Raw genomic sequence first — 26525 nt, forward strand, 5'->3', positions numbered from 1 at the left:
CCCTCAAAAGCGGAAACGAAGGCCCAGCTCCACCGTGGGCCGGGTAAAGCGATCGGTGATCAGGCGCCCGTCGCGGCGCGTGAAGGTGCCGGCGGCAAAAGCGGACATCTTGCCGCTGAAGAGATATTCGCTCTCTATTCGTGCGGCATAGGTAGTCAGCGAACGCTGCGAGGGTCCGCGGTAAAGAATGTCGCTGAAGGAAAGCTGGGCCTCCAGCAGCAGATTGTGCCGCACCTCTTGCTCGAGCCGAAGCGCAACGTCGGTATCGATGCGATTGGTAGCCCCGACGCGCACCGTGGCGACATCGCCGCGAAATACCGTGAGCACCACGGCGGTGCGGGGTTGCGGCGACCAGGTCAGCTGGCCGTCGACGGCGAGTCCGGTGAAGGCCGGGAGACCGGGCGCGTCTGGTGCAAACCGGAAGATACCCACGCCAATCTTGCCCTGCACGAGACCTGTCAGCCCATGGCCGAGCCCGAGCAGCGCCCCGACCGTGGTGGCGTCACGGTCCACCCCGCTGAAATCGACCGCGCGGAGGAAATCGCGGCGCGCGACATAGCCTTGGAAAAAGAGGGAAAGCGGGGCGTTCGGGCGCAGCTCGAGGGTTGCCGATCCACGGTACAGCCGCATGTCCCGATCGCTTTCGAGCGGATCGAGATAGTTGTAGCTTTGATAACCGCCCACCAGCGCGAGCGCGACCTTTGCGCCTTTCACCGCATATCCGAGCTCCCCCGCCAGGGCATCGATCTTGCGCGGCGGCTGGTTGAGGTTGCGCCGGCTTTCCGGATCGGTGCGGCTCTCGCGGACCCGATCGAAGCGGAGGCTGCTCGTGATAGTCTGTTGCCGGCTCGCGCGGAGCGCGCCGGTCAGCGCCCCGCCGAAGCTCGCCATGTCTTCCTGCGTGACATCGACATGCTTGAAGACCGCGGCATAGGTTTCGCCGTGCAGCGTCGCCGCATTGCTGCTCCAGTCGAGGTTCGCGCGGGGCCGGGTGACGACGATCACGTCGTTCACAGGTTTGCGAGACGTCGCGAACACGTTCGAATCATCGAGCGCCGAGACGTCGACCTCGATGCGGGCGGTGGCATTGCCGAGACGCGTTACATGCGGCTCATAGCCCGGTCGCGGCAGGTTTCGCGGGGAGACGCCGCGGCGCTCGACCTGCTGCGCGTCGGCGGGGGCGCCGATCGCAAGCCCCAGCGGCAGCAGTGCCACTGCAATGCGCCGTTGTCGCGCTCCCCGCTCGCGCCCCCTGACAAGGGGAGCGCCGTCGATCAAAACGACTTCTCCCAGACGGAAATGATGTCACCGGGGAGAACGGGCGTGTTCGGGTCGGCGCGGCCATGCTGGTGCACGCCATTTTGTGCGCGCCGCATTTCGGCAGCGTGCGTTTGCGCACGGAACGTATAGCCGCCGGCGATCGACACGGCGGTCAGCAAGGTCATTCCCGGCACATAGGGATATTGGCCGGGCCGCTGCACTTCTCCGAGGATGAAGAAGGGGCGGGTCTTCTGCACCTGCACGCTGACGCTCGGATTCGGCGCCAGGTCGCGGCTGCGCAGCCGCTCTGCGATCGCCTGCTCCAGAAGCGCCGGCGTCAACCCGCCTACCGTGATCGTCTCGAGCAGCGGAAGCGAAATACTGTCCGTGTCGCTGACGACATACGTGTTGGTGATGCTGTCGAAGCCGTACACGGTGATCCGGATCTCGTCCCCCGCGGCGAGCCGGTAAACCTGATCCGGCGCAGTGGTGATTTGCGGCAGGCGGTTCACGCCGGACGCGCATCCCCCGAGGATCAGCAACGACATGCAAGCCAATGTCTGTCGGGCATTCATATGATCTTCCCCCGCATCTGCTATGCCGATGATTGTACGCGATGCTGCGGTGGCCGGACGGGTACTTCCGGGCATCCAGGCTGTCCCAAAGGGGGTAGTCAGTCGGAATGAGGTGCTTCCCCGCGCCGTGGTAGCTGCCGCGAGGCCATGATGGCGACGGCGGCGAGAACGGGCACGATCCAGCTGCGCGCATACATATGCGGCGCGGCCAAGGTGAAGCCGTAAAAGGGGAGCAGAACCGCCAGGCCCAGCGCCGCCGCCAGGCGATCGGTCCGCAATCGGGCAAGGCTGATGGCCAGCGGGACGAGCAGCATCAGGATCCAGCCCAGTGCGGCCGCCAGCCCGCCTTCCGCCCAGAGCAGAAGATACACATTGTGAACGGGCGCCTGGAAGCGACTGACCACGCGATATTGATCTGCGCCGAGGCCGACTAGCGTCGTACCTTCGACAATGGTCCAGGCTTCCTGCATCAGCGCGACTCGTCCGGTGAACGTGCCCGCCCGGGCCAGATCCTGCTCCTCAAGTGCGCCGAGCACGCGGCGTTCGAACGCCGTCGGAACGCCCAGGTTGGAGGTGACGACAATCCCGCCCAGCAGCAGCAAGGGCAGTGCCAATCGCAGCGATCTTCCGCCGCCTGCCACTATCAGGAACAACAGCCCGGCCGCGGCAGTGGAGAGGACGCCGGTGACCGACCCGGAGAAGAGTGTCCCGGCCGCCAGGATGCTCAGGGCCCCCGCCGCCGTGACATGCCCCAGCCGCTGTACGCGGTGCAGGTACAGGACAAAGGGCAGCGTCATCGCAATCATCGAGGCGTTCCAGTTGGCGTCCGCCATGAAGGCGCCGAGACGGTGCTCGCCGGTAATGAACTCGGCGCCCAGTATCTTGGCGGCTTCATAGCTGCCGCGCATCCAGAGATAGGCACAGATGCCAAATGCCTCCATGCCAACCACGCCCAGCACCAGCGCTTGTGCTTGGCGGGTCGCGGCTGCGGGCGGTAGACCCAGCATCACCATCGGCACGAGCGCCAGCGCAAAGTCATATTGCGCGGCGACGATAATCCAGCGGAGCGGATCGCCATGCGCGACGCTGCCGATCAGAAGGCCGGCCAGCAGCAGCGCCAGGCCCAAAAACCACATTGCCGACAAGCGGCCAAAGGGGCGCGGCGCCAAGCGGTTGCCCCCCAGTGCGGCGAGGATGGAGAAGCAGAAGGCGGCATCGCTGAAGGTGAACAGAAACGCGTTCACCGGCCGCCATGTCGTGTAGCAGGCAAGTGCCACGGCAAGCAGCGTCGCCGCGATGCCCGCTTGCCGCAGCTTCGGCACACGCGCGCCCAGGGTCGGCGCGTAAAGGAGAGCCGTTGCGGCGGTCACACCGGTAGCCTGGCCGGCGTCCAGGCCGTCAGATCGCGCCCGACCAAATGGCTCAGCACCTCGACGTCGTCGAGATAGAAATCCGTCAGCTTCTCGCGCAGCGCGTCGCTCAGCGGTGGATAGCGAACGGGGCGGGCGATCGTGTTGCGCAGATTCTCGAACAACCTGTTGCCGCGCAACGGCGCTACCAGTGCCTTCACCGGCGAAGGCAGGCGGCGCAGTGCCATCGGCACCAGTGGCGCCTCGCTATCGTTCTTGCGCTCGCGGACCTGCTCCCGGTCCACCGGCACCGATGGAATCGATAGGAGGGTGCAGACCTCACCGAGTACCTGTTCGGGGGCGCCGCGGATATCGTCGTAGAGGATCACCTTCAGGGCCTCCGCCGGATAGCGGTCCAGCCAGCGTGCGAGGTGGCGCGCGTAGAGGCCGTCGTCGAGGAACCGCGGCGTGCGGGTGAGATGTCGATCGAGATAGCGGTCGATTTCCGGCCCTACCTGGCCGCGCCGATAAAGCATGCAGTAATCGGAATAGGCCCGTTCCACGGGGTTACGCAGTTGCGCTACGAGCTTGGCGCGCGGGAGGAGCGCTGCGGCACGAGCGGGCGCCTCCGGGCTGGCCAGATAGTCCGCGGATTTTTCGCCGATCAGCTGCCCTGGTCGTGCTGCCGCAAACAGCGACTCATACCACGCGGCCCCGCGGTCATAGGCGCGGCTGAAATAATGGGGCTCCGGGCCGGGCAGGAAAACGTCGCCGCGTGACCGCAACTGGTGAGCGATCCAAGTCGTGGCCGCCTTGGCCGCGCCGATGATGATGAAGCTGGGAAGAAGCCGCTGGTGCACGATAGTCCCCTGTCAATTGGTCGCCTGCGCGAGGACCTCGGCGGCGAGGTCGCCCATGCGATCGATGGTCCGGGAGTCGAGGGTCGGATCGCAGGGGAGCATGAGGCTCGTCTCGCCCAGCATCGCCGCGACGGGCAGGCGGGACGGCGGCACGGATACGCTGCTTAGAAATGCCTGCTCGCGGTAAATCTCGGGACATATCCCGGACCCGGCGGGTACGCCCGCTTTGATGAGGGTCGCGAGGATCCGGTCCCGCGACCATCCGCGCTGCAGTCGCTCCGGCCGGATGAAGGCATAATATTTGTAATAGGCGTGCAGCGTGTCGCTAGGCGGCAGCGTCCGTCGTACGGCGACCAGGTCGGCGAGGCGATCGTTCAACCGTTGCGCGTTCTCCCCCCGGATTTTCACCCAGTGCGGCAGCTTCGCCAACTGGCGGAGGCCGATAGCGGCCTGAAGTTCCGTCAATCGATAATTGCTCCCCAGCGAGCTGTGCAGCCAGCGAAACGTGCCGTCCGGCGCCCCACCCGCCATCGCGGAGGGGTGCTTGCCATGGTCCTTGAAGGCCCAGGCGCGTGCCCAGGCCGCTTCGTCCTTCAGCACCAGCAGACCGCCTTCGCCTCCGGTCGAGATGATCTTGTCAGTGCAGAAGGAGAATGCCGCGGCGTCCCCGAACCCGCCCGCCGGGCGGCCCCGCAGCATCGCGCCATGCGCCTGCGCGCAATCCTCGACGATCTTGAGCCCAACCGCGTCCGCCAACGCAACGATTTCGTCCATGGGTGCCGGCCAACCAGCCAGATGCACCACGATCACGGCGCGTGTGGCATCCGTCAGCGCGGGAAGGATGGTCTCGGCCCTGAGATTCTGCGTGATCGGGTCGACATCGGCGAATATCGGGCGCGCACCGACTGCCGCGACGCAGCTCGCGGTTGCGATGAAGCTGCGGGCAGGAACGATCACTTCGTCTCCCGGCCCGACGCCAAGCGCACGCAGCGCCAGCTCCAGCGCGACCGTTCCATTGGAAACGGCGATAGCGTGGGAACGCCCGCACCGCTGTGCGAACCTTTCCTCGAGGCGCTTGCAACGCTCGCCGTGGTGCAGCGCGTTGACCCGGCCCGAGCGCAGCACCGCCAGGACTTCCTCGATCTCGTCCTCGCCATAGATCGGCCAACGCGAACGGATGGGCGGATCAGTCGGCTCAGGCTGGGCATATTCGGTCTGGAGGAATGCCGATGTCGGCTCGATGGGCGTCAGGGTTGCTGCGGAGTCTCGCATGATTCCTCCTGATGTCAGAAGCTGTGCGCGAGCAGTTCGCGCTGCGCGACGTGCGCCACCTGCGGCAGCGAGGGCAGAGGCTGCGGCTCCGCTTCCTTCGTGAGCAAGGCAACGGCAATCGTCCGGCACGCCGCGTCATCCCCTTGCTCCGCCGCCTCCGCCAGCTGGCGGAACACGCGCTGCAGCATTGGCTTCGGCATGATGTGGGAGGCTGCCTCGAACACGCCTTTGAGCGGCGAAGGACTGCGCTTCTCGCGCGTGTCGAACAGCTCCTCGTACAGCTTCTCGCCAGGCCGGAGACCGACGACCTCGATATCCACGTCGACACCGGGGCGCAGGCCGGACAGGCGGATCATGCGGCGGGCAATGTCCATCACCCGCACCGGCTCTCCCATGTCGAGGACGAAGATGCGGCCTCGGGTTTCCTGGTCCGTCATCCCGCGCGCCGCGCTGTGCAGCACCAATTGCACGGCTTCGTGAACCGTCATAAAAAACCGCGTGATCTCCGGATGGGTGACGGTCAGCGGCCCACCTTTCTTCAGTTGGCGCTGGAAGAGGGGGATCAGGGATCCGCTCGACCCCAGCACATTGCCGAACCGCACGGTCATGAACCGCGGCGCCCGCGGCCGATCGCGTCCCTCCAGATCGAGCGCCTGGCAGTAGAGCTCGCCAAGACGCTTCGTAACGCCCATAAAGCCAACCGGATTGACCGCCTTGTCGGTAGACACCTGGACCATGGCGGTCGCGCCATAGCGAAGCGCTGCGTCGGCGACGTTGCGCGTGCCGAGCACGTTGGTCTGCACCGCGGCGGCGGGATGCTCCTCCACGATGGGCACATGCTTGAGCGCGGCGGCATGGAAGACCAGGTCGGGACGGTGCTCGGCAAATACCTGCATCAGCTGGGCGCGCTGGCGGATGGAGCAAAGCACTGCCACGCGCGGCACGCCGGCATGGTTCTCCCGCATTTCGAGATCCGCCTCGTACAAGTTGATCTCGCTAGCATCGAGCAGGATCAGCTTGCGCGGCGCGAAGGCGGCGATCTGGCGTACCAGCTCGCGGCCGATTGTGCCGCCGGCGCCGGTCACGAGTACGGAGCGGCCGCGCAGCGCCTCGCCGACGAGCTGTGCGTCGAGCTCGACCTGCGGGCGGCCAAGCAGATCGGCAGCATCGACGAAGCGGAGGTCGATCTTCCTCCTGTGCGCCGGATCATATTCAGTGACGCCGGGCAGATAGGCGATCTCGAGGCCGAGCGTATGCGCGGCCGCCACCATGGACACGAGCGGGCCATTGTGCAGCTGTCCCGGGTCGCCGGCGAAGAGCAGGCAATCGGGCCGGCGCTCGGTAGCTTCCAACGCCTGGACCACTCGGGCGAGTTCGCCGATCGCGCCCAAAATCGGCACGCCGCGAACGCGCAGGCTGGCGCGCGCTTCGACATGGTCGAGAATGCCGACAGGATCCAGCAGCGTTCCGCGCTCGCGTTCGATATAGCGCAACACGCGCTCGACCTGATCGCCCGAGCCCGCGACGAGCACGCGGCGGGAATGGCCGGCCACGGCACCCAAGGGGCGCGGCGGGCGGACGATTCCGCCGAGATAGTCGGCCGCGGCGCGGCGCACTACGCGCACTCCGCCCATTAGCGTCACCAGCACCAGCCAGAGGAGAACCGGGATCGAGCGGGGCATCCAGCCGAGCTTGCCGATCGTCGCCAGGAGCAATACGAAGCCGGAGACGGCCAGCGTCGCGGCGGCGATGATCGCGACCAGATCGGTAACCGACGAGAACCGCCAGAGGCGCCGGTGCAATCGAAAGATTGCAAAAGCGCCAACCGAAACGGCCACGAACAGCGGCAGTGCAGCGGGAAAGGCCTGTAGATAGGTGCCTGCCCGCTCCCCATCGGTGCGCAGCGCCAGCGCGATGACCAACGCGAGCGCTGCCGACACGGCGTCGCCCAGGATGATGGCGGCGGCGCGCGCGGAAATCGAGTGCCAATACCGTCGTTGAAGCGGTCGCATACTCTTCCCCCAGATTCTGCTTGCAGCGCGACGCGATGCGCGCCGATCGGCAAAGGAAATCTTCCGTTTGGCAGCGATGCCGGTACGATCTGGCAGGGATGCCCCCACGTCACCGGATCGTGGAGGAGACTGTATCTTTGGCGGATGCGGGCATGAAGCCGAGCAGAGGGTCCCATACTTTCGAGTGTGCGGAATACCTCGTATGGGATTGGCTAACGGAAGTGGGAGGGGCAATACCCCGTCTTGGAAGATCCGCTAACGCCTTCGCGCCCCACCTGCCCCATGGTGCATCACCCTAATCCGAAAGGGGATGGCCGAAGTAGCAATGCGCCGAATCCCATAACACCGCTACGTTTCGCCTCAAGCAGGGGGGCGATCGGAGATGCTGGATTCCATCGGATCTGCAATGCAGAAAGTGCGACCATGTGCAGCCACCGCGGCTCGATACGCAGGACGGGCGTCGGCGCGGCGACTATGCAGGGACCGGCGTGAACGGGAGGCCCTGAAGCGGTCCGCGGCCGCCACCCGGTGGGCCCGGAAGGGCAGGGTGGTGGTGGTCGCCGCCGACGCCGATGGAGTAGCCGGGCAATGAGCCGGGCGAGCGAGGCCGCTACGGCTCGACGTTCCATCGCGACACAGCACATCGCAACCAGCCTCGACATGGGTGGAGCACAGATGATGCTCGCCAAGCTGATCGCCGCCGAAGCCGGCACGCGCGCCAGCGGAGCAAGTGTTCTGTCGCTCCTGCAGCCCGGCGTACTGGCGCCGCAGCTGCGCGATGCCGGCTGCCCGATCTATACCTTGGGGATGCGGCGCGGGATCATGAACCCGCTGGCGCTGTTGCGGCTCGTCCGGATCACGGCACGTCTCTCCCCGGATATCCTCCAGGGCTGGATGTACCACGGCAATCTGGCCGCCACCGCGGCAGGCTTTTTCCACGGCGGCAACGTGCCGGTGATCTGGAATGTGCGTCATTCGCTCCATGATCCGGCGAACGAAACCCGCATGACCCGGCGTCTGCTGGCGCTGAGCCGCCATTTCGCGGCGTCGACGGCCGCCATCATCTACAATTCGCATGCGGCCGCCCGCGAGCATGCCGCGTTCGGCTTCCCGGCCGATCGTGCGGTGCATATCCCCAACGGATTTGATTGTGAGCGCTTTCGGCCCGATGGCGCAAAACGGGCGCTTCTGCGGCATCGCTTCGGGATCGTCTCGGAAGATCCGGTTGTGGGAATGGTCGCACGCCTGCACCCGATGAAGGATCATCGGATGCTCGTGGAAGCTGCGGCGCGGGCGCGTTCGCTGGGCGGAAAGGTCCATCTGCTGCTCGTCGGCACGGGCCTCGACAGCCCCTCGGAGCCGCTGGCTTCAGCCCTGCGCGATCTCCCGCCGAGCTCCTATACGCTCGCCGGAGAGCGAACCGACGTCGCCGATTGGTTGCCCGGCGTGGACCTGCTCGCGCTTTCCTCGGCTTGGGGGGAGGCCTTTCCCAACGTCCTCGGCGAAGCCATGGCGTGCGGCGTGCCCTGCATCGCAACGGACGTCGGAGACTGCGCCGCGATCCTCGGCGAGGCGGGGGTGATCGTCCCGCCGGGCGATCGTGAGGCCATGGCGCAGGCGTTGGTGCAACTGGTGCGGCTTGGCCGCGCGGGATGGGATCGGCTGGGCGCACTGGGCCGCGAGCGGGTTGTTGCAGAATATGATATGACTCGGGTCGCCAGCCAATATCGGCGGCTCTATGCATCGGTACTGGACCGAAGCTCGTCGCCATCTTCCGGGCTTCCGGATGCCGTCGCCACCCTGTTGCCGGTGCAATCTGCATGAAGGTCCTCGTCGTGGCCAGCCTTGCATATTCCCTGGTCAACTTTCGGGGGGCGCTGCTCGCGAGTATGGTCGCACACGGTCACGACGTCGTTGCCTGCGCGCCGGATGAGGATGCCGAAACGCAGGCGGCGCTCGCGGCAATGGGCGTCGGCTACCATCGCGTGCCAATGGATCGGACCGGAACCAACCCGCTCCGGGATGTCGTTACGTTTGGCGCGTTGGTGCGACTGATACGCCGCGAGCGGCCGGACGTGGTGCTCGCCTATACGCAAAAGCCGATCCTCTATTCCGGCTTGGCGTGCCGCCTGACGCGCCGACAGACCGCGTTCTTTGCGATGGTGAGCGGCCTGGGTCACGTTTATGGCAGCGATTTCGATCGCCCGGCGCTACGCAAGCTGATCTCGGCGCTCTACCGCGCCGCAGTGGCGCGCGCTGCGGGCATCTTCGTGTTCAATGCGGACGACCGGGCGGAGATGGTCCGGCATGGCATCGTTCGGTCGGACCAGCGGGTCGAGCAAGTGCCGGGATCGGGTGTCGACGTTCATCGCTTCCGGCCCGCTTCGCTTCCGGTGGACGGTCCCGTCTTCCTGATGATCGCTCGCCTGATGCGGGACAAGGGGCTGCTCGAGTTCGTGGCAGCAGCGCGTACGCTGCGCGCGGAATACCCGAACGCCCGATTCCGCATCCTCGGCCCGCGAGACAGCAATCCTACCGCAGTGACCGAGGCGGAAATCGCGGCGTGGTCCGACGAGGGCGTGATCGAGTATCTTGGGGAATGCCGCGACGTTGCGCCGCATCTTCAGAATTCCAGCGTCTTCGTGCTGCCCAGCTATTATCGCGAGGGGCTGCCGCGCACGATCCTCGAGGCGCTGGCGTCCGGACGCCCGGTCGTAACCACTTCCATGCCGGGCTGCCGGGATGCGGTGACCGACGGGTGGAACGGCTTCCTGGTGCCGCCCCGCGACGGCGATGCGCTTGCGACTGCGCTACGCAGGCTCATCGAGAATCCTGGCCGAATTGCGCAGATGGGCGCACGGGCGCGCGAAGCCGCCGTCCAGACCTACGATGTCGACAAGGTCAATGCGCAGCTGTTGAGCGCCATGGGGCTGGCGGGTCAGCGGCCGGTCCCGGGCGGAAGCGGGCTGGGTGACTGGCCGCTTCTGGAGCGAGCCGTGGCGCTGACGGCGCTGCTGGCGCTCGCTCCCCTCTTTGCCTGCGTGGGTATCGCCGTCCTCCTGTCGCTGTCGACTCCCGTTCTGTTTCGGCAACGCCGCACCGGCCGGTTCGGCAGGACGTTCGTCCTCGTAAAGTTCCGCTCGATGCGACCCGTTCGCGCGGGGGACATTCGGGACGATGCGGCGCGGCTGACGCCCTTCGGGCGGGCGCTCCGCCGCAGCCGCCTGGATGAACTGCCCCAGCTTTGGAACGTGCTGCGCGGCGATCTCAGCCTGGTCGGTCCACGACCGCTGCTGCCCGAAACGATCGCGGCGATGGGGCAGGGGGGCATCGACCGCAGCTCGGTCCGGCCCGGCCTGACCGGCTGGTCGCAAATCCATGGCAACAGCCTGCTGGAGGATGCCGATAAGTTGGCGCTGGACCTTTGGTACGTCCACAACCGCAGCTGGCGGATCGACATCGCCATCCTGTTCCGGACCCTCGTTACGCTGATGCGTGGCGAACGGATAGATTCACGCCAAATCGAGCATTGTCATGCAAGCCATTCTCATCGGCGCGGTTGAGGGCTCCCGCGTGGCGCTGGATGCCTTCCTTCGCGCGCCGGACTGGCGCCTTGCGGCCGTCGCCACGCTCCCACCGGATCTCTCGCACCGGCATTCGGACTTTGTCGATCTGGCCGCCCCGGCGGCCGCGGCCGGCGTCGACACGATCTTCGTCCGCAACGTCAACAGTCCGGAATTCATCGATACGCTGGGTACGCTGGCGGCGGACATGGTGTTCGTCATCGGCTGGTCCCAGCTTTGCGGGCCGGCGTTCCGCGCTGCCGCCGGCGGGCGCGTCGTCGGCTATCACCCCGCGCCGCTGCCACGCCTGCGGGGGCGCGCGGTGATCCCGTGGACGATCCTGCTCGACGAGAAAATCACAGCCTCGACGCTGTTCTACATCGACGAAGACGTGGACAGCGGCGATATCCTGGGCCAGCGCTTCTTCCACGTTGCGCCGGACGAGACGGCGGGCAGCCTGTACCGCAAGCACATGGTCGCCCTGGCCGATCTGCTCGACGAGACGCTGCCGAGATTGGCGCATGGCAACGTGTCGGGAACGGTCCAGGATCCGCGGTGCGCCACATGGGCGACGCGGCGGCGGCCCGACGACGGCCGGATCGACTGGAACAGGCCGGCGCACGAAGTTCAACGCCTCATTCGTGCGGTCGGCCGGCCATATCCCGGCGCCTTCTCCAACTGCGGCGGCACACGCGTCATCCTGTGGGCGGCCGAGCCGGCCCCCGCCGCGGACCGGCATCATGCACTGCCGGGACAGGTCCTCGCGCGGTGCGGGGCAGGCTTCACGGTGCGGTGCGGGGACGGCGGCGCTCTGGTCATCACCGAGTGGGAAACGCCGGACGGGTCGCCGCCCCGTCCGCACAGCATCCTGGGTGCAGCATGAAGCGGACCGCATTCCCCGCGGGCGCACGTGCGCTCGTCATCGCGCCGCATCCGGACGACGAGGTGCTTGGCTGTGGCGGCACGATCGCCCGGCTGCACGACGAGGGCGTGCTGGTGGAAGTCGTTGTGGTCACTCGCGGAACGGCGCCGCGCTATTCTGACGAGCGGGTGCAACAGGTGCGTGCCGAAGCGCGCGCTGCCCATGCAATGCTGAACGTGACGGCCACCTATTTCCTCGACTTGCCCGCGGCCGAGCTCGACCAGGTGCCGCAGGCGGCGATCAACGCGCATATCGGCGCAGCAATCGACGCGGTCCGTCCCACCATCGTCTTCCTGCCGTTCCCCGGCGACATCCATGTGGATCACCAGCGCGTGTTCCAGTCGGCGATGGTCGCGCTTCGCCCGAGGCAGGCCGACTATCCAACCCAAGTGTTCGCCTATGAAACGCTGTCGGAGACGAACTGGTCCACACCGGTGCTGCATCCGCCGTTCGTTCCCAACGTCTATATCGACATCGGCGCTACCCTGGAGCGCAAGCTCGCCGCGTTCGCATGCTTCCACTCGCAGGCCTGCGCTTTTCCCAACGAGCGGTCTCTGGAAGCCATCCGCGCGCTTGCCATGCTGCGCGGCGCCACGGTGCACCGCGACGCCGCCGAAGCCTTCGTCGCCATTCGGGAGGTTCTTTAGCAATGCTCCATCTCAACGCGTCCACGCTCGACCGGCACGGATCACGGCGCAGGCAGCAACACCATCTGACCATCCTGATCACCTCGGCCGGCCGACGCGCGGGCTTGATCGAGGCATTCCGCCGCGGTGGTGCGGAGCTCGGCATCGATCTGGAGGTGCTGGCGTGCGACAAGCAGCCGCTTCTCAGTGCCGCCTGCCATCTCGCCGATGGGGCCTATCCGGTGCCCGAAGCGACCGCGCCCGGCTATGTCGACGCCCTGTTGGCGATTGTCCGCGATCGGAAGGTGGCGCTCGTGGTGCCGACGATCGATCCCGAATTGCTGCCCTTATCGCGAGCCAGGGAGCGCTTCGAGCAGGCCGGCGCCCGCGTCGCGATCAGCGCGCCCGACGTGGTGGGGATGGCGAGGGACAAGCTGGCCACCGCGCAGTTCCTCGATCGTTGTGGCGTCGCCAACCCGCGCACGGCCACGCTCGACGAGGTGCGGGAGAACCCCGGCGACTGGATGTGGCCGGCCATCGTCAAACCGCGGCACGGGAGCGCCAGCCGCGCGATCCTGATCGCCCGCGGCCCGGACGAACTGCCGCGCGACGAAGCCGAGCCAATGATCGTGCAAAAGTTGCTGACCGGCGACGAGTGGACGGTGAACATGTATTTCGACGATGCAGGGCGGCTTCGCGCCGTGGTTCCACATCGCCGGATCAGCGTGCGCGCGGGGGAGGTGGAGAAGGGCGTCACGCGGCGCGCCCCGCGGCTGATCGAGGCTGCCGAGGCGATGGCCGCCCAGCTGCCGGACGCGTCGGGCGTGCTCTGCTACCAAGCGATGATCAACCCGGATGCGACGGCGAGCGTCTTCGAGATCAATGCGAGGTTCGGCGGCGGCTTTCCGCTGGCCGACCATGCCGGCGCGCATTTCGCGCGCTGGCTGCTCGAGAGCCGGCTGGGGCTGCCCAGCACTGCGGGCAACGACTGGGCGGAGGGGGTCATGATGCTGCGCTACGATGCAGCGGTGTTCGTCCAATCATGACGACCACCATCGTTCTCGATCTGGACGACACGCTCTACCTGGAGGAGGGCTATATCCGGAGCGGCCTCGCCGCCGTGGGGGAATGGGCGGACGCCAGCCTTGGCACGCACGGTTTCTGCGAAACCGCCTGCAGTCTGCGACGCCAGGGCGTAACCACCAGGCTGTTCGACGCCACGCTGGCTGCGCTGGGGGTTACGCCGGAACCCGAATTGATCGATCAATGCATCATCCGCTATCGCGCGCACCTGCCGGACATTGCGCTGGAGCCCGATGCGCTCGCGTTCCTGCAGGCGCCCTGCGATTGGTCGATGGCGCTCATCACCGACGGCGCTGCGGAGAGCCAGCGGAGAAAGATCGATGCGCTCGGCCTGCACCGTTTCAACATCGATCCCATCATCTGCACCGATGATTGGGGGCGCTGCTTCTGGAAGCCGCATCGGCGCGCCTTCGAGGTGGTTCACGCCAGCCGCGCAGGGACAGCGACCGGATTTCTTTATGTCGCCGACAACCCGGCCAAGGATTTCATAACTCCGGCCCGGCTCGGGTGGAGCACCGTCCAGATCAATCGGCCCGGCGCGATTCACCCCCGGGTGCCGCCGAGCCCGCGTCACGCGGCCGACGCAGAGATCGCCTCGCTGGAAGCGCTGACGCCGGGCCTGGTCGAAGAGCTGCTTGCGGTCAGGCGGAGGCGGTGGGCGTGACGGTTCACGTCGCCTTTGTCCTCGCAGGCCTTGATGCCGGTGGCGCCGAACGCGTGATCGAGATCGTCTCGCGTGCGGCGATCGAGCGGGGCTGGCAGGTAACGGTCGTGGCGTTCGACAGTCCCGCGTCACCGCCCTTCAACAGCTTTCATCCCGACGTGCGGCTTGAGAGGCTTGACCTGCCGCCGCGTAGCGGCGGCGCGGCAAAGTGGTGGGCCGTGGCCCGCCGCCTGGCCGCGTTGCGGCGGCTCCTGCGCGCGCGGCAATTCACGGTGCTCGTATCCTTTCTCACCAAGATCAACGTCATTTCGCTGATCTCCGCTTCCGGCACGGGTATTCCGACCATTGTGGCCGAGCGCAATAACCCGCAGCGCCAAGCTATGAGCCCAGCATGGAATTTCGCGCTTCGGCTGCTGTATGCCCGGGCGGCACAGATCGTACTACAGACCGAGCGCAGCCGCCCCTGCCTGCCACCAGGGCAGCGGGCGCGCGCGGTGGTTCTCCCCAACCCCATGGATCGACCGCGTGGTCCGCAGCCCGTAGCGCCCGATCTCCCCGTACTCGTGGCCGTCGGCAGGCTGACGGCGCAGAAGGGATTTGACCTGCTGCTCGATGCGTTCTCCGCCATCGCCGAGGCGGTGCCCGCCTGGAAGTTGGTCATTTGGGGCGAGGGGCCAGATCGGCTGGAACTGGAGCGGCAGGTGGCGCAACTGGGTCTCACCGGACGCGTTCGCCTGCCAGGGCTCAGCGAGGTACCAGGATCCTGGGTCTCGACCGGCTCCTGCTTCGTCCTCCCCTCGCGCTATGAGGGCTATCCGAATGTGCTGCTCGAAGCGATGCAGGCACGCATGGCCGTGGTTGCGTTTGATTGCGAGTACGGACCGAGCGAGTTGATTGAGCACCAACGAAACGGACTGCTTGTCGCGAATGGCGACGTTCGCGCGCTGAGCGAGGCGCTGCTGCGGGTGATGACGGATCCACCCCTTCGCGCTCGTCTGGCGGCGCAGGCGTCGGATCAAGGATGGCACAAACGAGCTACCCCTGAGTCGTGGATTGACGTGATAGGTCGCCACGCAGGGCTCGAATGTACCAATCTGTGGCACTGAATACCTCGAATTAATGTATACTTAATCAGGAAAAATACCTGTAATCGGTAAAAACGTTTCGACGTTATGGGCAAACACTAAAAAAGGCTTTTTTCCAATTGCTTGTTTTTGATTGAACCCAAAGGGGGAGGGGCGCGATGAATCGTCAGCTGCATGTATCCATTATCGGGAAAAGTGAGATAATCCGAGAAGGGCTCCGTAGGATTTTGATAGATCAGAACTTTGTGGTGGATGCTGCCAGCGCGCAAAGCGGGTCTATTGATCTTGCCCATTCCGATCTTGTGATCGTTGATGCGCACGACGTGGACGAGGGTATCGGAACCTGTCGCCATATTAGAGAAGCTTCAAGTACAACACGTATCGTATTGATGATCGATCAATATCGTCTTGAAGACGTCGGGAAGGCATTCGCCAGCGGTGCCGTCGATGGATATCTGGTCAAGGCAATCTCCTGCGAACCCCTGGCTGGGGCCCTTAGGCTTGTCGCGATGGGCGAGCGGGTGCTGCCCTCTGAAGTAGCGGACTCGCTGATCCACTCGGTGCCCCAGATCATTTGGAACGAGGGGCAGGTCGGCACTTCCGGCGTACCGCTTTCGAGCCGTGAGATCGAAATCCTCCGGTGCCTCATGGACGGCGATCCCAACAAGATCATCTCCCGCCGGCTGAATATCGCGGATGCGACCGTGAAGGTGCATATCAAGGCGATCCTTCGCAAGTTGCGCGTGCAAAACCGCACGCAAGCAGCGATCTGGGCGGCGAGCCGGGGCTTCAACCTGTCCCGGCCGAAGGAGCTTGGTCGGCCGCTCGCAAGCCCCGGCTGCAGATCAGAAGAGATGCTGGCAGCAGAATGAGGTTGAAGGCGATATGGGCCAGGCTCGCGCCCACGACGCCGATCTGCGGGACCGCTAGAAACAGCACCAGGTAGAAAATACACGCAGCGAGGATCGTGGGGGGCATCATCGCCATCTGCAGTCCCATTGAGGCGAGACCCGGCTTCAGCGCACTGCCGGAGAGGAACAACAGGCCGGCGAAGGTTTGTGCAATAAGCGGATGCACGGCGTCCTCGAATTGCCCGCCACCGAGGATCGCCACGATGCGATCGCTGGCAAGGCAGGCGGATGCGAAGAGCAGCAGACCGAAGGTTAGTGTCACCGCTTCCATCTGCCGGATCGTCGAGACAAAGGCGGGGAGGTCCCGGCGAGCCCAGGTTCGCGCCAGATCGGGGTATACCACCTGTTGCACCATCGCTCCCGCCTTGGTGGCGGCGAGCGTGAATTTGCGGACGAGCTGATAGATGCCGGCACCAGTGGGGCCGGCATATGCGGCGACCACCAGCAGATCCAGTTCCTGCGTGCTCTTGCGGATCAGCACGGTTGCGTTGGCGGCGAACAGATACCGCCGAAATCCCGGGAACATCTGCTTCGCATTCTTCAGCGGCGCCTGCAGCACGCCGGTATGGCCCTGGCGCATCAGCTCACGCCAGCCGCACCAGCCGAGCACCAGACGCTGGCAGCATTGCAGGGTGATGCCGAGGATAAGCAACTGCCAGATCGAGCCATCCAATGCCCAGATCGCGACGACGCCGCCCAGTCGGGCCAGCGCGATCACCGGCTCCATCCAGGCGACGACGGCAAACCGATCGAACAGGCGCAGCACGGCGATGGGCGTCGATGAAATGCCGAACAGCACCGTGATGCAATAGACCCGCGCCATCGTTGCTTCGGCCACGCCCCATCCGAGCCAAGGGCTCACCAGAGAAACGCCCGCCAGTGCGATCAGCGCGGCCAGTGCTGCGCCGCCGAAATCCAGCATCAGACCCAACCGGATCAGGCTGCGGAAACGGTCGCCGGCACCGGCTTCGAGCGTTTCGGCGCCGTAGCGGATCAGCGCCTGCCAGGTTTCCAGCCGGACGACCTGGTCCACCATTCGGCAATAGCCTTCGATGGTCGCAAGGATGCCGAACAGGGCGGGCCCGAGGATCTGGGCGGTGAAGGCGAGGGTGATCATGCCGAGCCCGACCGAAGCCGCATTGCCGGTGAGCAAGTGGAACGCGTTGCGCGCAAAGCGAAAGATCGAAGCGGGGGCGGGGGACGCAGCCGTCGCCCGCACGGCAGGGGTTGCACAGCCGGCGGGATTCTCGCTCACCGGCTGCACCGGTGCGCTACTATTGCCTTGCGCCGCAAATCTGTCTCTCCCGTCGAAGGTGCCAGCGGATCACACCTGCCGGCTTCGAGGTGCTGCGCCGGATAGCGCCGCATCGCGCACGTCATCGCAGCTTTGCTCAGGGATTGGCTATGTCGCTTTTGGGATAGCCCGGCCCGCCGTGCGCGCGTCGCGTGGAACTGCGCCTCATCCCTTTGGGCAGGTGCTGCCCGACTTTAAGAGCCGGTCAATCATCCGTCATGGACCATGCGTCTCCCGCCGTCGCGCCCTACACCCGAGCGGTTGGAAGCGTAGGGGGCGAGACGACCAGTGAACATGCAGGAAGCATTGCTGCCGGCACCGGCGGAAACCATGACGACGGGTTCGACGGAGCTGATCCGCATCCTGCGCCGACGCATGCGAGGCCTGATCGTGACGATCACGCTGACGCTGCTGGGAACGGCGCTGGTGCTCTCGATGATCGCGCCGCGGTACGATGCAACGGCGGTGATGCGGGTCGATACCGCCGATATCGGCATGCCGGACTCGATCGCCGCATCGACTGCGCCGCCCTCCATTCGTGACATCGAGATGCGTCAGGCGCACCAGATCGACACTCAGATCCAGCTGCTCCAGTCCCGCGCAGTTGCCCGCCAGGTCGTACGGGATCTGGCGCTGACCGGGGATCCGGAGTTCAACCCGGCGTTGCCGATGCCTAACACGGGGCTTCGTAGGTGGTTTTCTGATACCTTCTTTCCTGCCGCCCCGCCGGCCAAGCTGATCGTCACGCCGCAGATGAGCGAGAAAGTGACGGACAGGCTTCTTTCCGCCCTGAAGGTCGCGCAGGATTCGACGTCCAACTACATCAATGTCACGGTCAGTTCGACATCGCCCGAAAAGGCGGCGCGCATCGCAAACAAGGTTGCGACGACCTATATGGACACGCAGATCCGGGAGCGCCGCGCGTCGCAGATCCGCGATGCAGAGGCACTGCGGCGGCGCGCGGGCGAGCTTCGCCAGCAATTGGTGTCTACCGAGCTCAAGATCGCGAACTACCGCCGGGTGCACGGAATAGACGCGGAGGTCGGCGGCGCCGGGGATGCGGCGCAGGTCGCGCGCGCTGGCGCCGAACTCGCCGCATCCAAGGCCGCCGTTTCTGAGGCAGCGGCGCGCGTCGCCAGCGGGGATGCGACGGTCTCGCCCCTGCTCGCCGAGCTGAAAGCGCGCGAGGGCGTGCTGACGGCACAGATTGCGCAGCTTCGTACATCGTATGGCGGCGGCCATCCCGACGTGCGCAAGGCGGAAGCCGAGCTTACGCAGGTTCGCCAGACGATATCCGAGGAGGGGGACCGGGTGCAGCGGCAGCTACGCGCGGAAGTCAATGCGCAGGCAGCCCGGCGGACGACTCTGGCAGGAGATGTTGCCGGCCTGCGTGCCCAGTCGCTGGACCGCGGGGTCACGAGCGTGCCGCTAGCCGATTATGGTCGCGACGTTACCGCCCTGCAGAGCGTGTATGTGTCGATCTTGTCCCGCCTGAAGCAAACGCTCAGCGACGTCGTCAAGGCCGATGCGGCGTTGGCCTCGCCCGCGTTGCGTCCCACCCAGGCCAGCTTCCCGCGATCCATGCCGATCATGGGGGCGGCCTCGGCAGCGGCGCTGATCTTCGGCTTTCTCTATGTGATCGTTGCCGAGGCGACCGACAATCATGTCCGCACCGCCGGGCAGGTCTACGAACTGAGCCGGCTCGCCACCTTCGGCATGATCCCGGCGCTGAACCGGCGGGACGATCTCCCCGCGCATCTGATGGTCACCGATCGGCCCTATGCGACCTTTGCCGAGGCTGCCCGGTCGGTCGAGCGCAAGCTGGCACGGACGCTGCCGCGCGAGAGCGGCAATATCGTCGTCGTCACCTCCCCGCTGCCCGGCGACGGCAAGACGACCGTGGCCGTCGCGATCGCCGCGGCGGCGACCGCCACCGGGCGATCTGCGATCGTGGTGGAGCTCGACCTGCGGCGGCCGGACCTGGGCACGCTGGCGCAACCGGGCTCGGAGTCTCCGGATTTGCTCGACTATCTGCAGGGCGAGGCGTCGTTGGAGGACATCATCCAACAGAATGCGGCGCTGCCGGCGCTGAAGTTCATCCATGCCCGCCGGAGCGCTGCCGATCCGCAGGCGTTGCTCGCCTCGCGCAAGGTGGCCGACATGCTGGCGACGCTGCGGCGAACGTTCGACTATGTGATCCTCAATACGCCGCCGATCCTCGCCGCCGGCGATGCCCGGCTGGCCGGTCAACTCGCCGACGCGGTGCTGCTGGTCCTGCCATGGGAGCATACGACGCCGGATCTGGTGCGATCGACCCTCGAACAGTTCGACGGCGACATCACCGGCGTCGTGTTCAACCGTGTCAGCTATCTCCGGCATGCGCGGCTCGCGCTGGGCGACGGGCTACAATATTACCAGCAGGTGCGGGGCTATTACCGCGACCAGCACGATCAACGCCGCCGCCCCCGCCTTCCGATCTTTGATCGCGCCGCGTGACCCCTCCGCTGAGCGTGGTCCGATGAGGGCAGAGGAGGGCGGAGGGTGCGGCGCCGGGGGGCAGGGCGAGGAGCGCCGGAAGGGCCCCGCCCGGCTGTTGATCATCGATCCGCGGCAACTGCCTCGCGCTTGTCTGGAAGCCGCGCTGGCGGAGACGCGGGACATCGTAACCGTGGGCGCGGTGGCGAATATCGACGAGGCGGTAGCGATTGTGTGCGAGCGGGGAACGGATGCGGTGCTGGTCAATCTCGCGGCCGACCGGTTCGACGAAGCCGCGCTCTCCCTGATTGTCCGGCGACTGCGGGAAGCCGGGGGCAGTCTTGTGGTGTTGGTGCTGAAAGAAACGATAGAGCCAGAGCAGGCCTTGGCCGCTGCGTACCAGGGTGTGCGCGTGCTACTCGACGACGCGATTTCGCTGGACCGGATCGTGCAATCCATTGGCTTCGCGTGTGCGGGTTGGGTGATCTATCCGGCATTCGACTATACGCGAATCCTTTGCGGGGCGACGGGGACACGGCAGAGCTACGGCGAGCAGCCAGAGCCGATGTTCACGCGCCGGCAGGAACAGGTGCTGGCCTTACTGGAGCGTGGGGCGACCAACAAGGAGATCGCAATCGAGCTCGGCCTGCGGGAGCGCACCGTGAAAGCCCACGTCAGGGCGCTAATGCGGCGGCTCAATGCGAATAATCGGACACAAGTCGTCGCAATCGTATCCCGAGACAAGATGGCCTGAACTCGATAGCCGTACAAATATAGTGAGCTCTGTCAGCGATCACTAACGGCTGAATCTTAGAATATCCGTCTGGAAGATATCGCAAGGCGGGTGGCTGTGGTATTCGACGCGGATAGCACGCCACGGTACCCAGGATCCAGATCGCCGGCTAGACTTCCCCCGGCGGCATCGAACTTCGCCTGGGTAATCGGTACAACCCGGTAGACTTGCTGATCGATACCAGACGAGCGGGGACGAACTGATCTTGCGGCATTTTCGAGTGCGGATGTGCGACCGCGCGCCGTATCTCTTCCAGAACGCCTGACCATCCTCTGTGGCCGAGGCGAGTGGCTGGGCAGTCCTTCGACCCATCGAGCAAAGCTGGATTCCGACAAGGACGGCATGCCTGACGCGTGAGAGCGACGCTTCCGGAACACCAATCCCCTGTTATGGAATGCCAAGGACGACAAGGACGGCGACGGCTATACCAACATGGAAGAATATCTGAGCGCGATGGCGAAGGACGATGTACGATATTGGGGGCAGATCGCTGGCGGGACCGGGCCGTTGCCGGCTTACAACTGCGGTCGCCCGATGATCTGATCCTGAAGCTCGGCCTGATATATCGGCGCGGACATTCCGCGCCAACGCTTGTACCAGTCAACGAACACGGCCACCCCGACGTCGATGGGCGTGGCGGGCACATACTGCGTCAATGCCTTCAGCAGCGAGGGATCCGCATAGGTTAAAGGGACATCGCCCGGCTGGTTCTCGAGCATGCGGATCGTCGCGCGCCTCTCCAGACAAGTCTCGATCGTTCGAACGAACTCGATGAGTGGTACGGGCTTGCCGCCGGCGATGTTCACGGTGCGGAATGGCGCGTGTTGTGAAAGCGTGTCGGTCGCGGCGCTCGATCGCACGCGGCTCGCCTCGGTGGGAAGGACGGGGATCAGCCTCACGATCGCTTCGACTAGATCGTCGACATAGGTAAAATCGCGCGACATCCGCCCATGGCCGTACACGTCGATCGGCCGATCGTGCAGGATCGCATCGACGAACTTGAACAGCGCCATGTCCGGCCGGCCCCAGGCACCATAGACGGTGAAGAAGCGGAATGCCGTCGTGGGGATGGAGAAGAGATGCGCATAGCTATGTGCCATCACCTCCATGCTCTTCTTCGTCGCGGCGTACAGGCTCAGCGGTTCATCGGTACCATGCGACTCCGCAAAGGGCGCGATGGGGTTGGCGCCGTAGACGGACGAGGTGGAGGCAAGCAGCAGATGGCGGGGTGGTGCCGCACGGGCGGCTTCGAGGACCTGCCAGGAGCCTGCCAGATTGCTGTCTATATAAGCACCGGGATGGTCGATCGAGTAGCGGACGCCGGCCTGTGCAGCCAGATGCAGGATCACATCGGGTGCGCAGCGTTGGATGGCGCCGGCTATCACCCCCGGCTGCTCGACCATCCCGCGGATGAGATGGAATGAGGGCCATCTCTCCAGCCGTTCCAACCGGGCTTCCTTGAGTGCAGGATCGTAATAAGGCGTCATCCCATCGATTCCGCAAACACCGTGCCCATCGGCCAGCAGGCGGCTTGCGAGATGATAGCCGATGAACCCGGCGGCGCCGGTGATCAGGAACTGGGTCATGCGCCGACCCCCTCCCGGTGAATTGTCGACCGTTGTGGACCAGGCACATGGATGCCGTTGAGGAGAAGCATGCCGGTTTCCTGCGATGGCGGATATCGAAGCAGGGTAGCGACACCCGGGTCCGGCAGTAATTACCGAGAAGGGTGGTCGGCATTTCCATCTGCGCTCCAGCGAGCCAACGCTTGGAAAATTGGAGGTAGGTCCACCTAGAACAGGTGGTGCGCGTCGAACGCCGCGAGCGCGTTGGCACCCTGCAGCGTCACCGCCTGATCGAGTGCGCCGTCGCCATTGCCATCCCAAAAGACCCAGCCATCCGTGGTCCCGGCGATGAACACCGCCGCGATGCCAGGCGTTGCGGTCGCTTTAGCCGTGGTCAGCGCGGTGCTGTAGTCGTTCGATGCGATGGCCTGTTCGGCATAGGCCGCAGGCGATAGCGGCGAGGTGAAGACGTCGATGTCGATCGAGTCCTGCGTCGCGTCGAAATCGGTGATCGTGTCGAGGAAGCCGCTCGTTGCCGACGTGTCACCGAAGGCGAAGGTGAACGTATCTGCACCGGCGCCACCGGTCATCACGTCCTTGCCCTTGCCGCCGGTCAGGATGTCGTCCCCCGCCTGGCCGAGCAGCGTATCGTTGCTGGCTCCCCCGTCGAGCAGATCGTTGCCGTTTCCTCCGTCCAGCTTGTCAACGCCGTTGCCGCCGAACAGTCGGTCGTCACCACCGCTGCCGCTCAGCACGTCATTGCCTTCGCCGCCCTGCAAGATGTCGTTGCCGTCGCCGCCGTCCATCGTGTCGTTGCCGAGGTCGCCCGACAGCAGATTGGCTGCACTGTTCCCGGTGATGACATTGTCCAGCGCGTTGCCATAGCCATCGATGGCTATCGAACCGGTCATAGTGAGCCGTTCGACCTGATCGGGCAGGCGGTAGGTAACGGAGGCATTGACCAGATCGCCGGTGCCGCCACCCGCCAACTCTACCACGGTATCGTCGTTCGATGCGTTGCCGTCGTCGGACCAGCTGTCGACATAATAGGTGTCGTTCTCGGTGCCGCCCTCCATGCGGTCTGCGCCGGTTCCGCCGTCCAGCACGTCCGATCCCGCACCGCCAAACAGGGTGTCGTTGCCGGCTTCGCCGTTCAGGATGTCGGTCCCGTCGCCGCCTATCAGCGTGTCCGCGCCATCGCCCCCCAGAAGCCGGTCGTTTCCCGCGCCGCCGTCCAGAACATTGTCCAGCACGTTGCCGGTGATGATATTGGAAAGGATGTTTCCGGTTCCCGAGACCGCAGTACCGACGAGCGTCAGGTTCTCGACCTCGGCCGTCAGCTGATAGTTCACGCTGCTGATGACGAGGTCTGTACCTGCATTCGGCGCCTCGACGACAAGGTCGTCATTGCCAGAGAAACCATCGTCGGACCAGGTGTCGACATAATAGGTATCATTGCCGGTACCGCCCTCCATGCGATCGGCACCTGCACCGCCATCGATGACGTCGTTCCCTGCCAGTGCGTAGATCGTGTCGTTAAGGTCCGTGGTCTGCGCTGCCGCCGGCGCGGTGGGAGAGAAAATGTTCCCGGCGCTGGTGCCCGTCAGCGTGCGGCCAATTTCGTTCACGTCGAGGATCTGTACGCTTAGCGCCTGCGTATCGATGAAGGTCCCGTCACTGGCCGAGACGATCACGTCATAGACGTTGTCGCCATTGGCATCGCGGACGAACTCGAAGTCGGGCGCCTTGACGAAGCGCAGCGCGCCGGTGCTGCCATCGACGGTGAAGAACGCCGCGTCGGCCCCCCCGACGATGGCGTATGCGGGTGTGGTACCATCCCCGTCCGTCGCAGTGATGGTCGTCACGAAGCTGCTATTCTCCAGCATCCCGATTTGCGCGCTCGCACCGGCGCCGTTGGACTGAATGATCGGTGCGAGGTCGTTCACATTCCCGATGCTGATCGAGAGCGCCTGGGTGACCATCGTCGCGCCATCGGTCGCGCCGACCACGACCGAATAGATATTGTCGCCATTTGCATCCAGAGGCTGCTCGAAATCGGGGGCGTTCTTGAACGACAGGGCCCCGGTGACCGCGTCGATTGCAAAGAGCGCCGCATCGTCGCCGGACAGGATTTGGTAGGTTGCGGCGGTGCCGTCGGCGTCGGTGGCGCTGATCACCGCGACCCCGGTTGTGTTTTCCGCGAGGGACAGCATGGCTACGGGAACACCCCCGAAGGAAGTGAGCACCGGCGGATTGTCGTTCACGTCTATGACGGTGACAGCCAGCCGCTGGTGATCACCATTGGTCCCGTCGCTGACACCGATCACGACGTCGTAGACATTGTCGTGATCGGCGTCGCTTGGCGCCTCCCTATCGGGTGCGACGGCGAAGGACAGGGCGCCGGAGTTTGCGTCGATCAGGAAGCGCTGAGCATCGGCTCCGCCGACGATCCGGTAGGAGAGGGAAAGTCCGTCTGGCTGAATAGCCTGAACCGTTGTCACCGAGGTGCTGTTCTCCAGTATCGAAATCGATCCGGCTGCCATCCCGCCGTCAGAGGTGATGGTGGGGGGGCTGCCGTCGCTGGCGTCCGCCACCTTGATCGTGATCGCCTGCTGCGCGACTCCGCCAAATCCGTCGTCGGCGATTACCGTGACCTCATAGCTGTTGTCGCCATTCGCGTCGTAGGGGTCCTCGAAATCGGGAGCGGTGACGAAGGACAGCTCGCCCGTAGCGGCGTCGATGCGGAACAGGGCCGCGTCGACGCCGCCGCCGATGGCGTAGCGCAGCGACTGGCCGACATCGGCATCGCTGGCGAGTACCGTTGCGAGTACGCCCGTCGCCCCTTCAACGATATCTATGGCAGCGGTCGGGCCGCCCCCGTTGGAGACGATGACGGGCGGCGTATTGAGGTGGTTGGTGGAGACCGTGCCATCGGCGAAGGCGAAATATTCCACGTTCCGGATCGTGTCCGTTCCGTCCGGGCTGCCACTCCGCAGATCACCGAGGGTCAAGCTGCCGTCGGCGTTGACGGTGAAGCGATAGTCGGTGCGATTTCCGGTGAAGACCACCGTGTCACTATCGTCGCCGCCGTCGATGGTGTCGTCGCCGGCACCAGCGAGGATCGTATCCGCCCCGGCGTCGCCGCCCAGATAATCCCGGCCGGTACCCCCATCGATCAGATCGTCCCCCGCGTCGCCATGGAGTTCGTCATTGCCGGCGCGGCCGTACAGTTGATCATTGCCCGCGCCGCCGCTCAGCTTGTCGTTGCCGGAGTTGTTCAGGTCGTCGCCATAGAGAATGTCGTCTCCGCTTCCCCCGATCAGCGAATCGTCGTCCGCGCCGCCATAGAGGATGTCGTTGCCGTCTCCGCCGTCGAGTTTGTCGTTGCGGCCGCCACCGTAGAGAATGTCGTTGCCGCGTTGGCCGAACAGCGTGTCATAGCTGGAGCTGTTGTCGTAGCCGAGATCCTCGCCATAGAGGATGTCGTTCCCGTCGCCGCCATAGATCACATCTGCCCCAGCGAAGCCGAGGATCAGATCGTCGCCCGCTTCACCGTACAGGATGTCCGCGCCCGCACCGCCGACGATGGTGTCGTTGCCGTCGCCGGCATAGATCTTCATGTCCTTGGCATACGCGACGCCGCCAACGCCGTGCCCGGTCAGGTCGACAAAGTCGTCCCCGCCGCCCAGGTACATCAGCTGAATGTCTCGGAACCCCCCAAGGCCGTCGCCGAAGCCACCATTGTTGTAGACGATGGCGTCGTTGAAGTTGGACCCGTAGAGAGCATCGGTCTTGTCGCCGATGATCAGATCCATCGAAATGTTGACGTTGATGCCGATCAGTTGGAACACGGATCCGTCCGCCCAGTGCAGCGACGTGTTCCAGACGAAATTCGCGACAGTCCCGTCGGCGCGCAGGCGATCTAGGTTTGTATCCTTGTTGAACAGGAAGAACCTGTCGGGTCCGGTTCCACCGGTAACGGTGGAACTGCCCAGAACGTTGAAATAGTCGGCCATCATGCCCTCCCGCGCGGCACGCGAGCCGCTGGGACATCGTACGCCGACACATCGCAGCGCGACACACGCGCAGTTGGGTACCACCGTAACCCCCAAGACCTTCAGCGACGATGCTTCGGCCGCCTCGGCCGGCAAGTGAGCTAACCCGAAAGAGTGATCACGCGCCACCGCTGTCGCATGCAATGCATGCGCAAAGGGCG

The 26525-nt window shown here is 65.2% G+C and carries 19 protein-coding genes; 10 read left to right on the forward strand and 9 right to left on the reverse strand.

What is annotated here, in order from left to right; all coding sequences use genetic code 11:
* Nucleotides 1-3 precede the first annotated feature (3 nt).
* From ABIC35_RS04470 to ABIC35_RS04495, 6 genes are all read right to left on the reverse strand, one after another.
* A complete protein-coding gene (locus tag ABIC35_RS04470; protein WP_183049379.1) occupies nucleotides 4-1278 on the reverse strand; it encodes an outer membrane beta-barrel protein in 1275 nt (424 codons plus the stop codon).
* Nucleotides 1275-1808, reverse strand: a complete 534-nt coding sequence (locus ABIC35_RS04475; RefSeq protein WP_354278320.1) for a polysaccharide biosynthesis/export family protein — start codon at nucleotides 1806-1808, stop codon at nucleotides 1275-1277. The genes ABIC35_RS04470 and ABIC35_RS04475 overlap by 4 nt, the downstream gene beginning before the upstream one ends.
* Before the next feature lie 125 nt (nucleotides 1809-1933).
* Nucleotides 1934-3205: an O-antigen ligase family protein gene (locus tag ABIC35_RS04480; protein WP_121077042.1), complete on the reverse strand. Its 1272-nt coding sequence runs from the start codon at nucleotides 3203-3205 to the stop codon at nucleotides 1934-1936.
* Nucleotides 3202-4044: a sulfotransferase gene (locus ABIC35_RS04485; RefSeq protein ID WP_354278321.1), complete on the reverse strand. Its 843-nt coding sequence runs from the start codon at nucleotides 4042-4044 to the stop codon at nucleotides 3202-3204. The genes ABIC35_RS04480 and ABIC35_RS04485 overlap by 4 nt, the downstream gene beginning before the upstream one ends.
* A gap of 12 nt (nucleotides 4045-4056) precedes the next feature.
* Nucleotides 4057-5316 carry a DegT/DnrJ/EryC1/StrS family aminotransferase gene (locus ABIC35_RS04490; RefSeq protein ID WP_121077046.1) on the reverse strand — a complete coding sequence of 420 codons (1260 nt, stop codon included), beginning with the start codon at nucleotides 5314-5316 and terminating at the stop codon, nucleotides 4057-4059.
* A gap of 14 nt (nucleotides 5317-5330) precedes the next feature.
* Entirely contained in the window at nucleotides 5331-7328 is a 1998-nt protein-coding gene (locus tag ABIC35_RS04495; RefSeq protein WP_121077048.1) for a polysaccharide biosynthesis protein, read from the reverse strand.
* Nucleotides 7329-8003: 675 nt separating this feature from the next.
* Between ABIC35_RS04495 and ABIC35_RS04500 the strand changes: the two genes are divergently transcribed.
* The 8 genes from ABIC35_RS04500 (at nucleotide 8004) to ABIC35_RS04535 (ending at nucleotide 16143) form a co-directional block, all read left to right on the forward strand.
* A complete protein-coding gene (locus tag ABIC35_RS04500) occupies nucleotides 8004-9152 on the forward strand; it encodes a glycosyltransferase (protein ID WP_183049380.1) in 1149 nt (382 codons plus the stop codon).
* Entirely contained in the window at nucleotides 9149-10891 is a 1743-nt protein-coding gene (locus ABIC35_RS04505; RefSeq protein ID WP_121077052.1) for a sugar transferase, read from the forward strand. The genes ABIC35_RS04500 and ABIC35_RS04505 overlap by 4 nt, the downstream gene beginning before the upstream one ends.
* Nucleotides 10863-11774, forward strand: a complete 912-nt coding sequence (locus tag ABIC35_RS04510; protein WP_121077054.1) for a methionyl-tRNA formyltransferase — start codon at nucleotides 10863-10865, stop codon at nucleotides 11772-11774. Before ABIC35_RS04505 ends, ABIC35_RS04510 begins: the two co-directional genes overlap by 29 nt.
* A complete protein-coding gene (locus tag ABIC35_RS04515; protein WP_121077057.1) occupies nucleotides 11771-12460 on the forward strand; it encodes a PIG-L deacetylase family protein in 690 nt (229 codons plus the stop codon). The genes ABIC35_RS04510 and ABIC35_RS04515 overlap by 4 nt, the downstream gene beginning before the upstream one ends.
* A gap of 2 nt (nucleotides 12461-12462) precedes the next feature.
* Entirely contained in the window at nucleotides 12463-13485 is a 1023-nt protein-coding gene (locus tag ABIC35_RS04520) for an ATP-grasp domain-containing protein (protein WP_121077059.1), read from the forward strand.
* Nucleotides 13482-14186, forward strand: a complete 705-nt coding sequence (locus ABIC35_RS04525) for an HAD family hydrolase (RefSeq protein ID WP_121077061.1) — start codon at nucleotides 13482-13484, stop codon at nucleotides 14184-14186. The genes ABIC35_RS04520 and ABIC35_RS04525 overlap by 4 nt, the downstream gene beginning before the upstream one ends.
* Nucleotides 14183-15292, forward strand: coding sequence for a glycosyltransferase family 4 protein (locus tag ABIC35_RS04530; RefSeq protein WP_183049381.1), 1110 nt, complete (start codon nucleotides 14183-14185; stop codon nucleotides 15290-15292). Before ABIC35_RS04525 ends, ABIC35_RS04530 begins: the two co-directional genes overlap by 4 nt.
* A 137-nt stretch (nucleotides 15293-15429) precedes the next feature.
* Entirely contained in the window at nucleotides 15430-16143 is a 714-nt protein-coding gene (locus ABIC35_RS04535; RefSeq protein WP_121077064.1) for a LuxR C-terminal-related transcriptional regulator, read from the forward strand.
* Here the strand turns inward: ABIC35_RS04535 and ABIC35_RS04540 are convergent.
* On the reverse strand, nucleotides 16061-17437 hold the full coding sequence (locus ABIC35_RS04540; protein WP_183049382.1) for a lipopolysaccharide biosynthesis protein: 1377 nt from the start codon (nucleotides 17435-17437) through the stop codon (nucleotides 16061-16063). The genes ABIC35_RS04535 and ABIC35_RS04540 overlap by 83 nt on opposite strands.
* Nucleotides 17438-17770: 333 nt before the next feature.
* Here ABIC35_RS04540 and ABIC35_RS04545 point away from each other — a divergent pair, with 333 nt between their 5' ends.
* Together ABIC35_RS04545 and ABIC35_RS04550 are read left to right on the forward strand one after the other, a co-directional pair.
* Nucleotides 17771-19972, forward strand: a complete 2202-nt coding sequence (locus ABIC35_RS04545) for a GumC family protein (RefSeq protein ID WP_147425873.1) — start codon at nucleotides 17771-17773, stop codon at nucleotides 19970-19972.
* Between the two features lie 97 nt (nucleotides 19973-20069).
* Nucleotides 20070-20705 carry a helix-turn-helix transcriptional regulator gene (locus ABIC35_RS04550; RefSeq protein ID WP_183049384.1) on the forward strand — a complete coding sequence of 212 codons (636 nt, stop codon included), beginning with the start codon at nucleotides 20070-20072 and terminating at the stop codon, nucleotides 20703-20705.
* A gap of 554 nt (nucleotides 20706-21259) precedes the next feature.
* On the opposite strand, the gene ABIC35_RS04555 is transcribed toward ABIC35_RS04550, so the two are convergent.
* Together ABIC35_RS04555 and ABIC35_RS04560 are read right to left on the reverse strand one after the other, a co-directional pair.
* Entirely contained in the window at nucleotides 21260-22330 is a 1071-nt protein-coding gene (locus ABIC35_RS04555) for an NAD-dependent epimerase/dehydratase family protein (protein WP_121077072.1), read from the reverse strand.
* A gap of 206 nt (nucleotides 22331-22536) precedes the next feature.
* Nucleotides 22537-26325: a calcium-binding protein gene (locus tag ABIC35_RS04560; protein WP_121079376.1), complete on the reverse strand. Its 3789-nt coding sequence runs from the start codon at nucleotides 26323-26325 to the stop codon at nucleotides 22537-22539.
* Between the last annotated feature and the right edge of the window lie 200 nt (nucleotides 26326-26525).

Origin of the sequence: Sphingomonas trueperi (assembly GCF_040545965.1) — a bacterium.
Lineage (GTDB): Bacteria > Pseudomonadota > Alphaproteobacteria > Sphingomonadales > Sphingomonadaceae > Sphingomonas > Sphingomonas trueperi_C.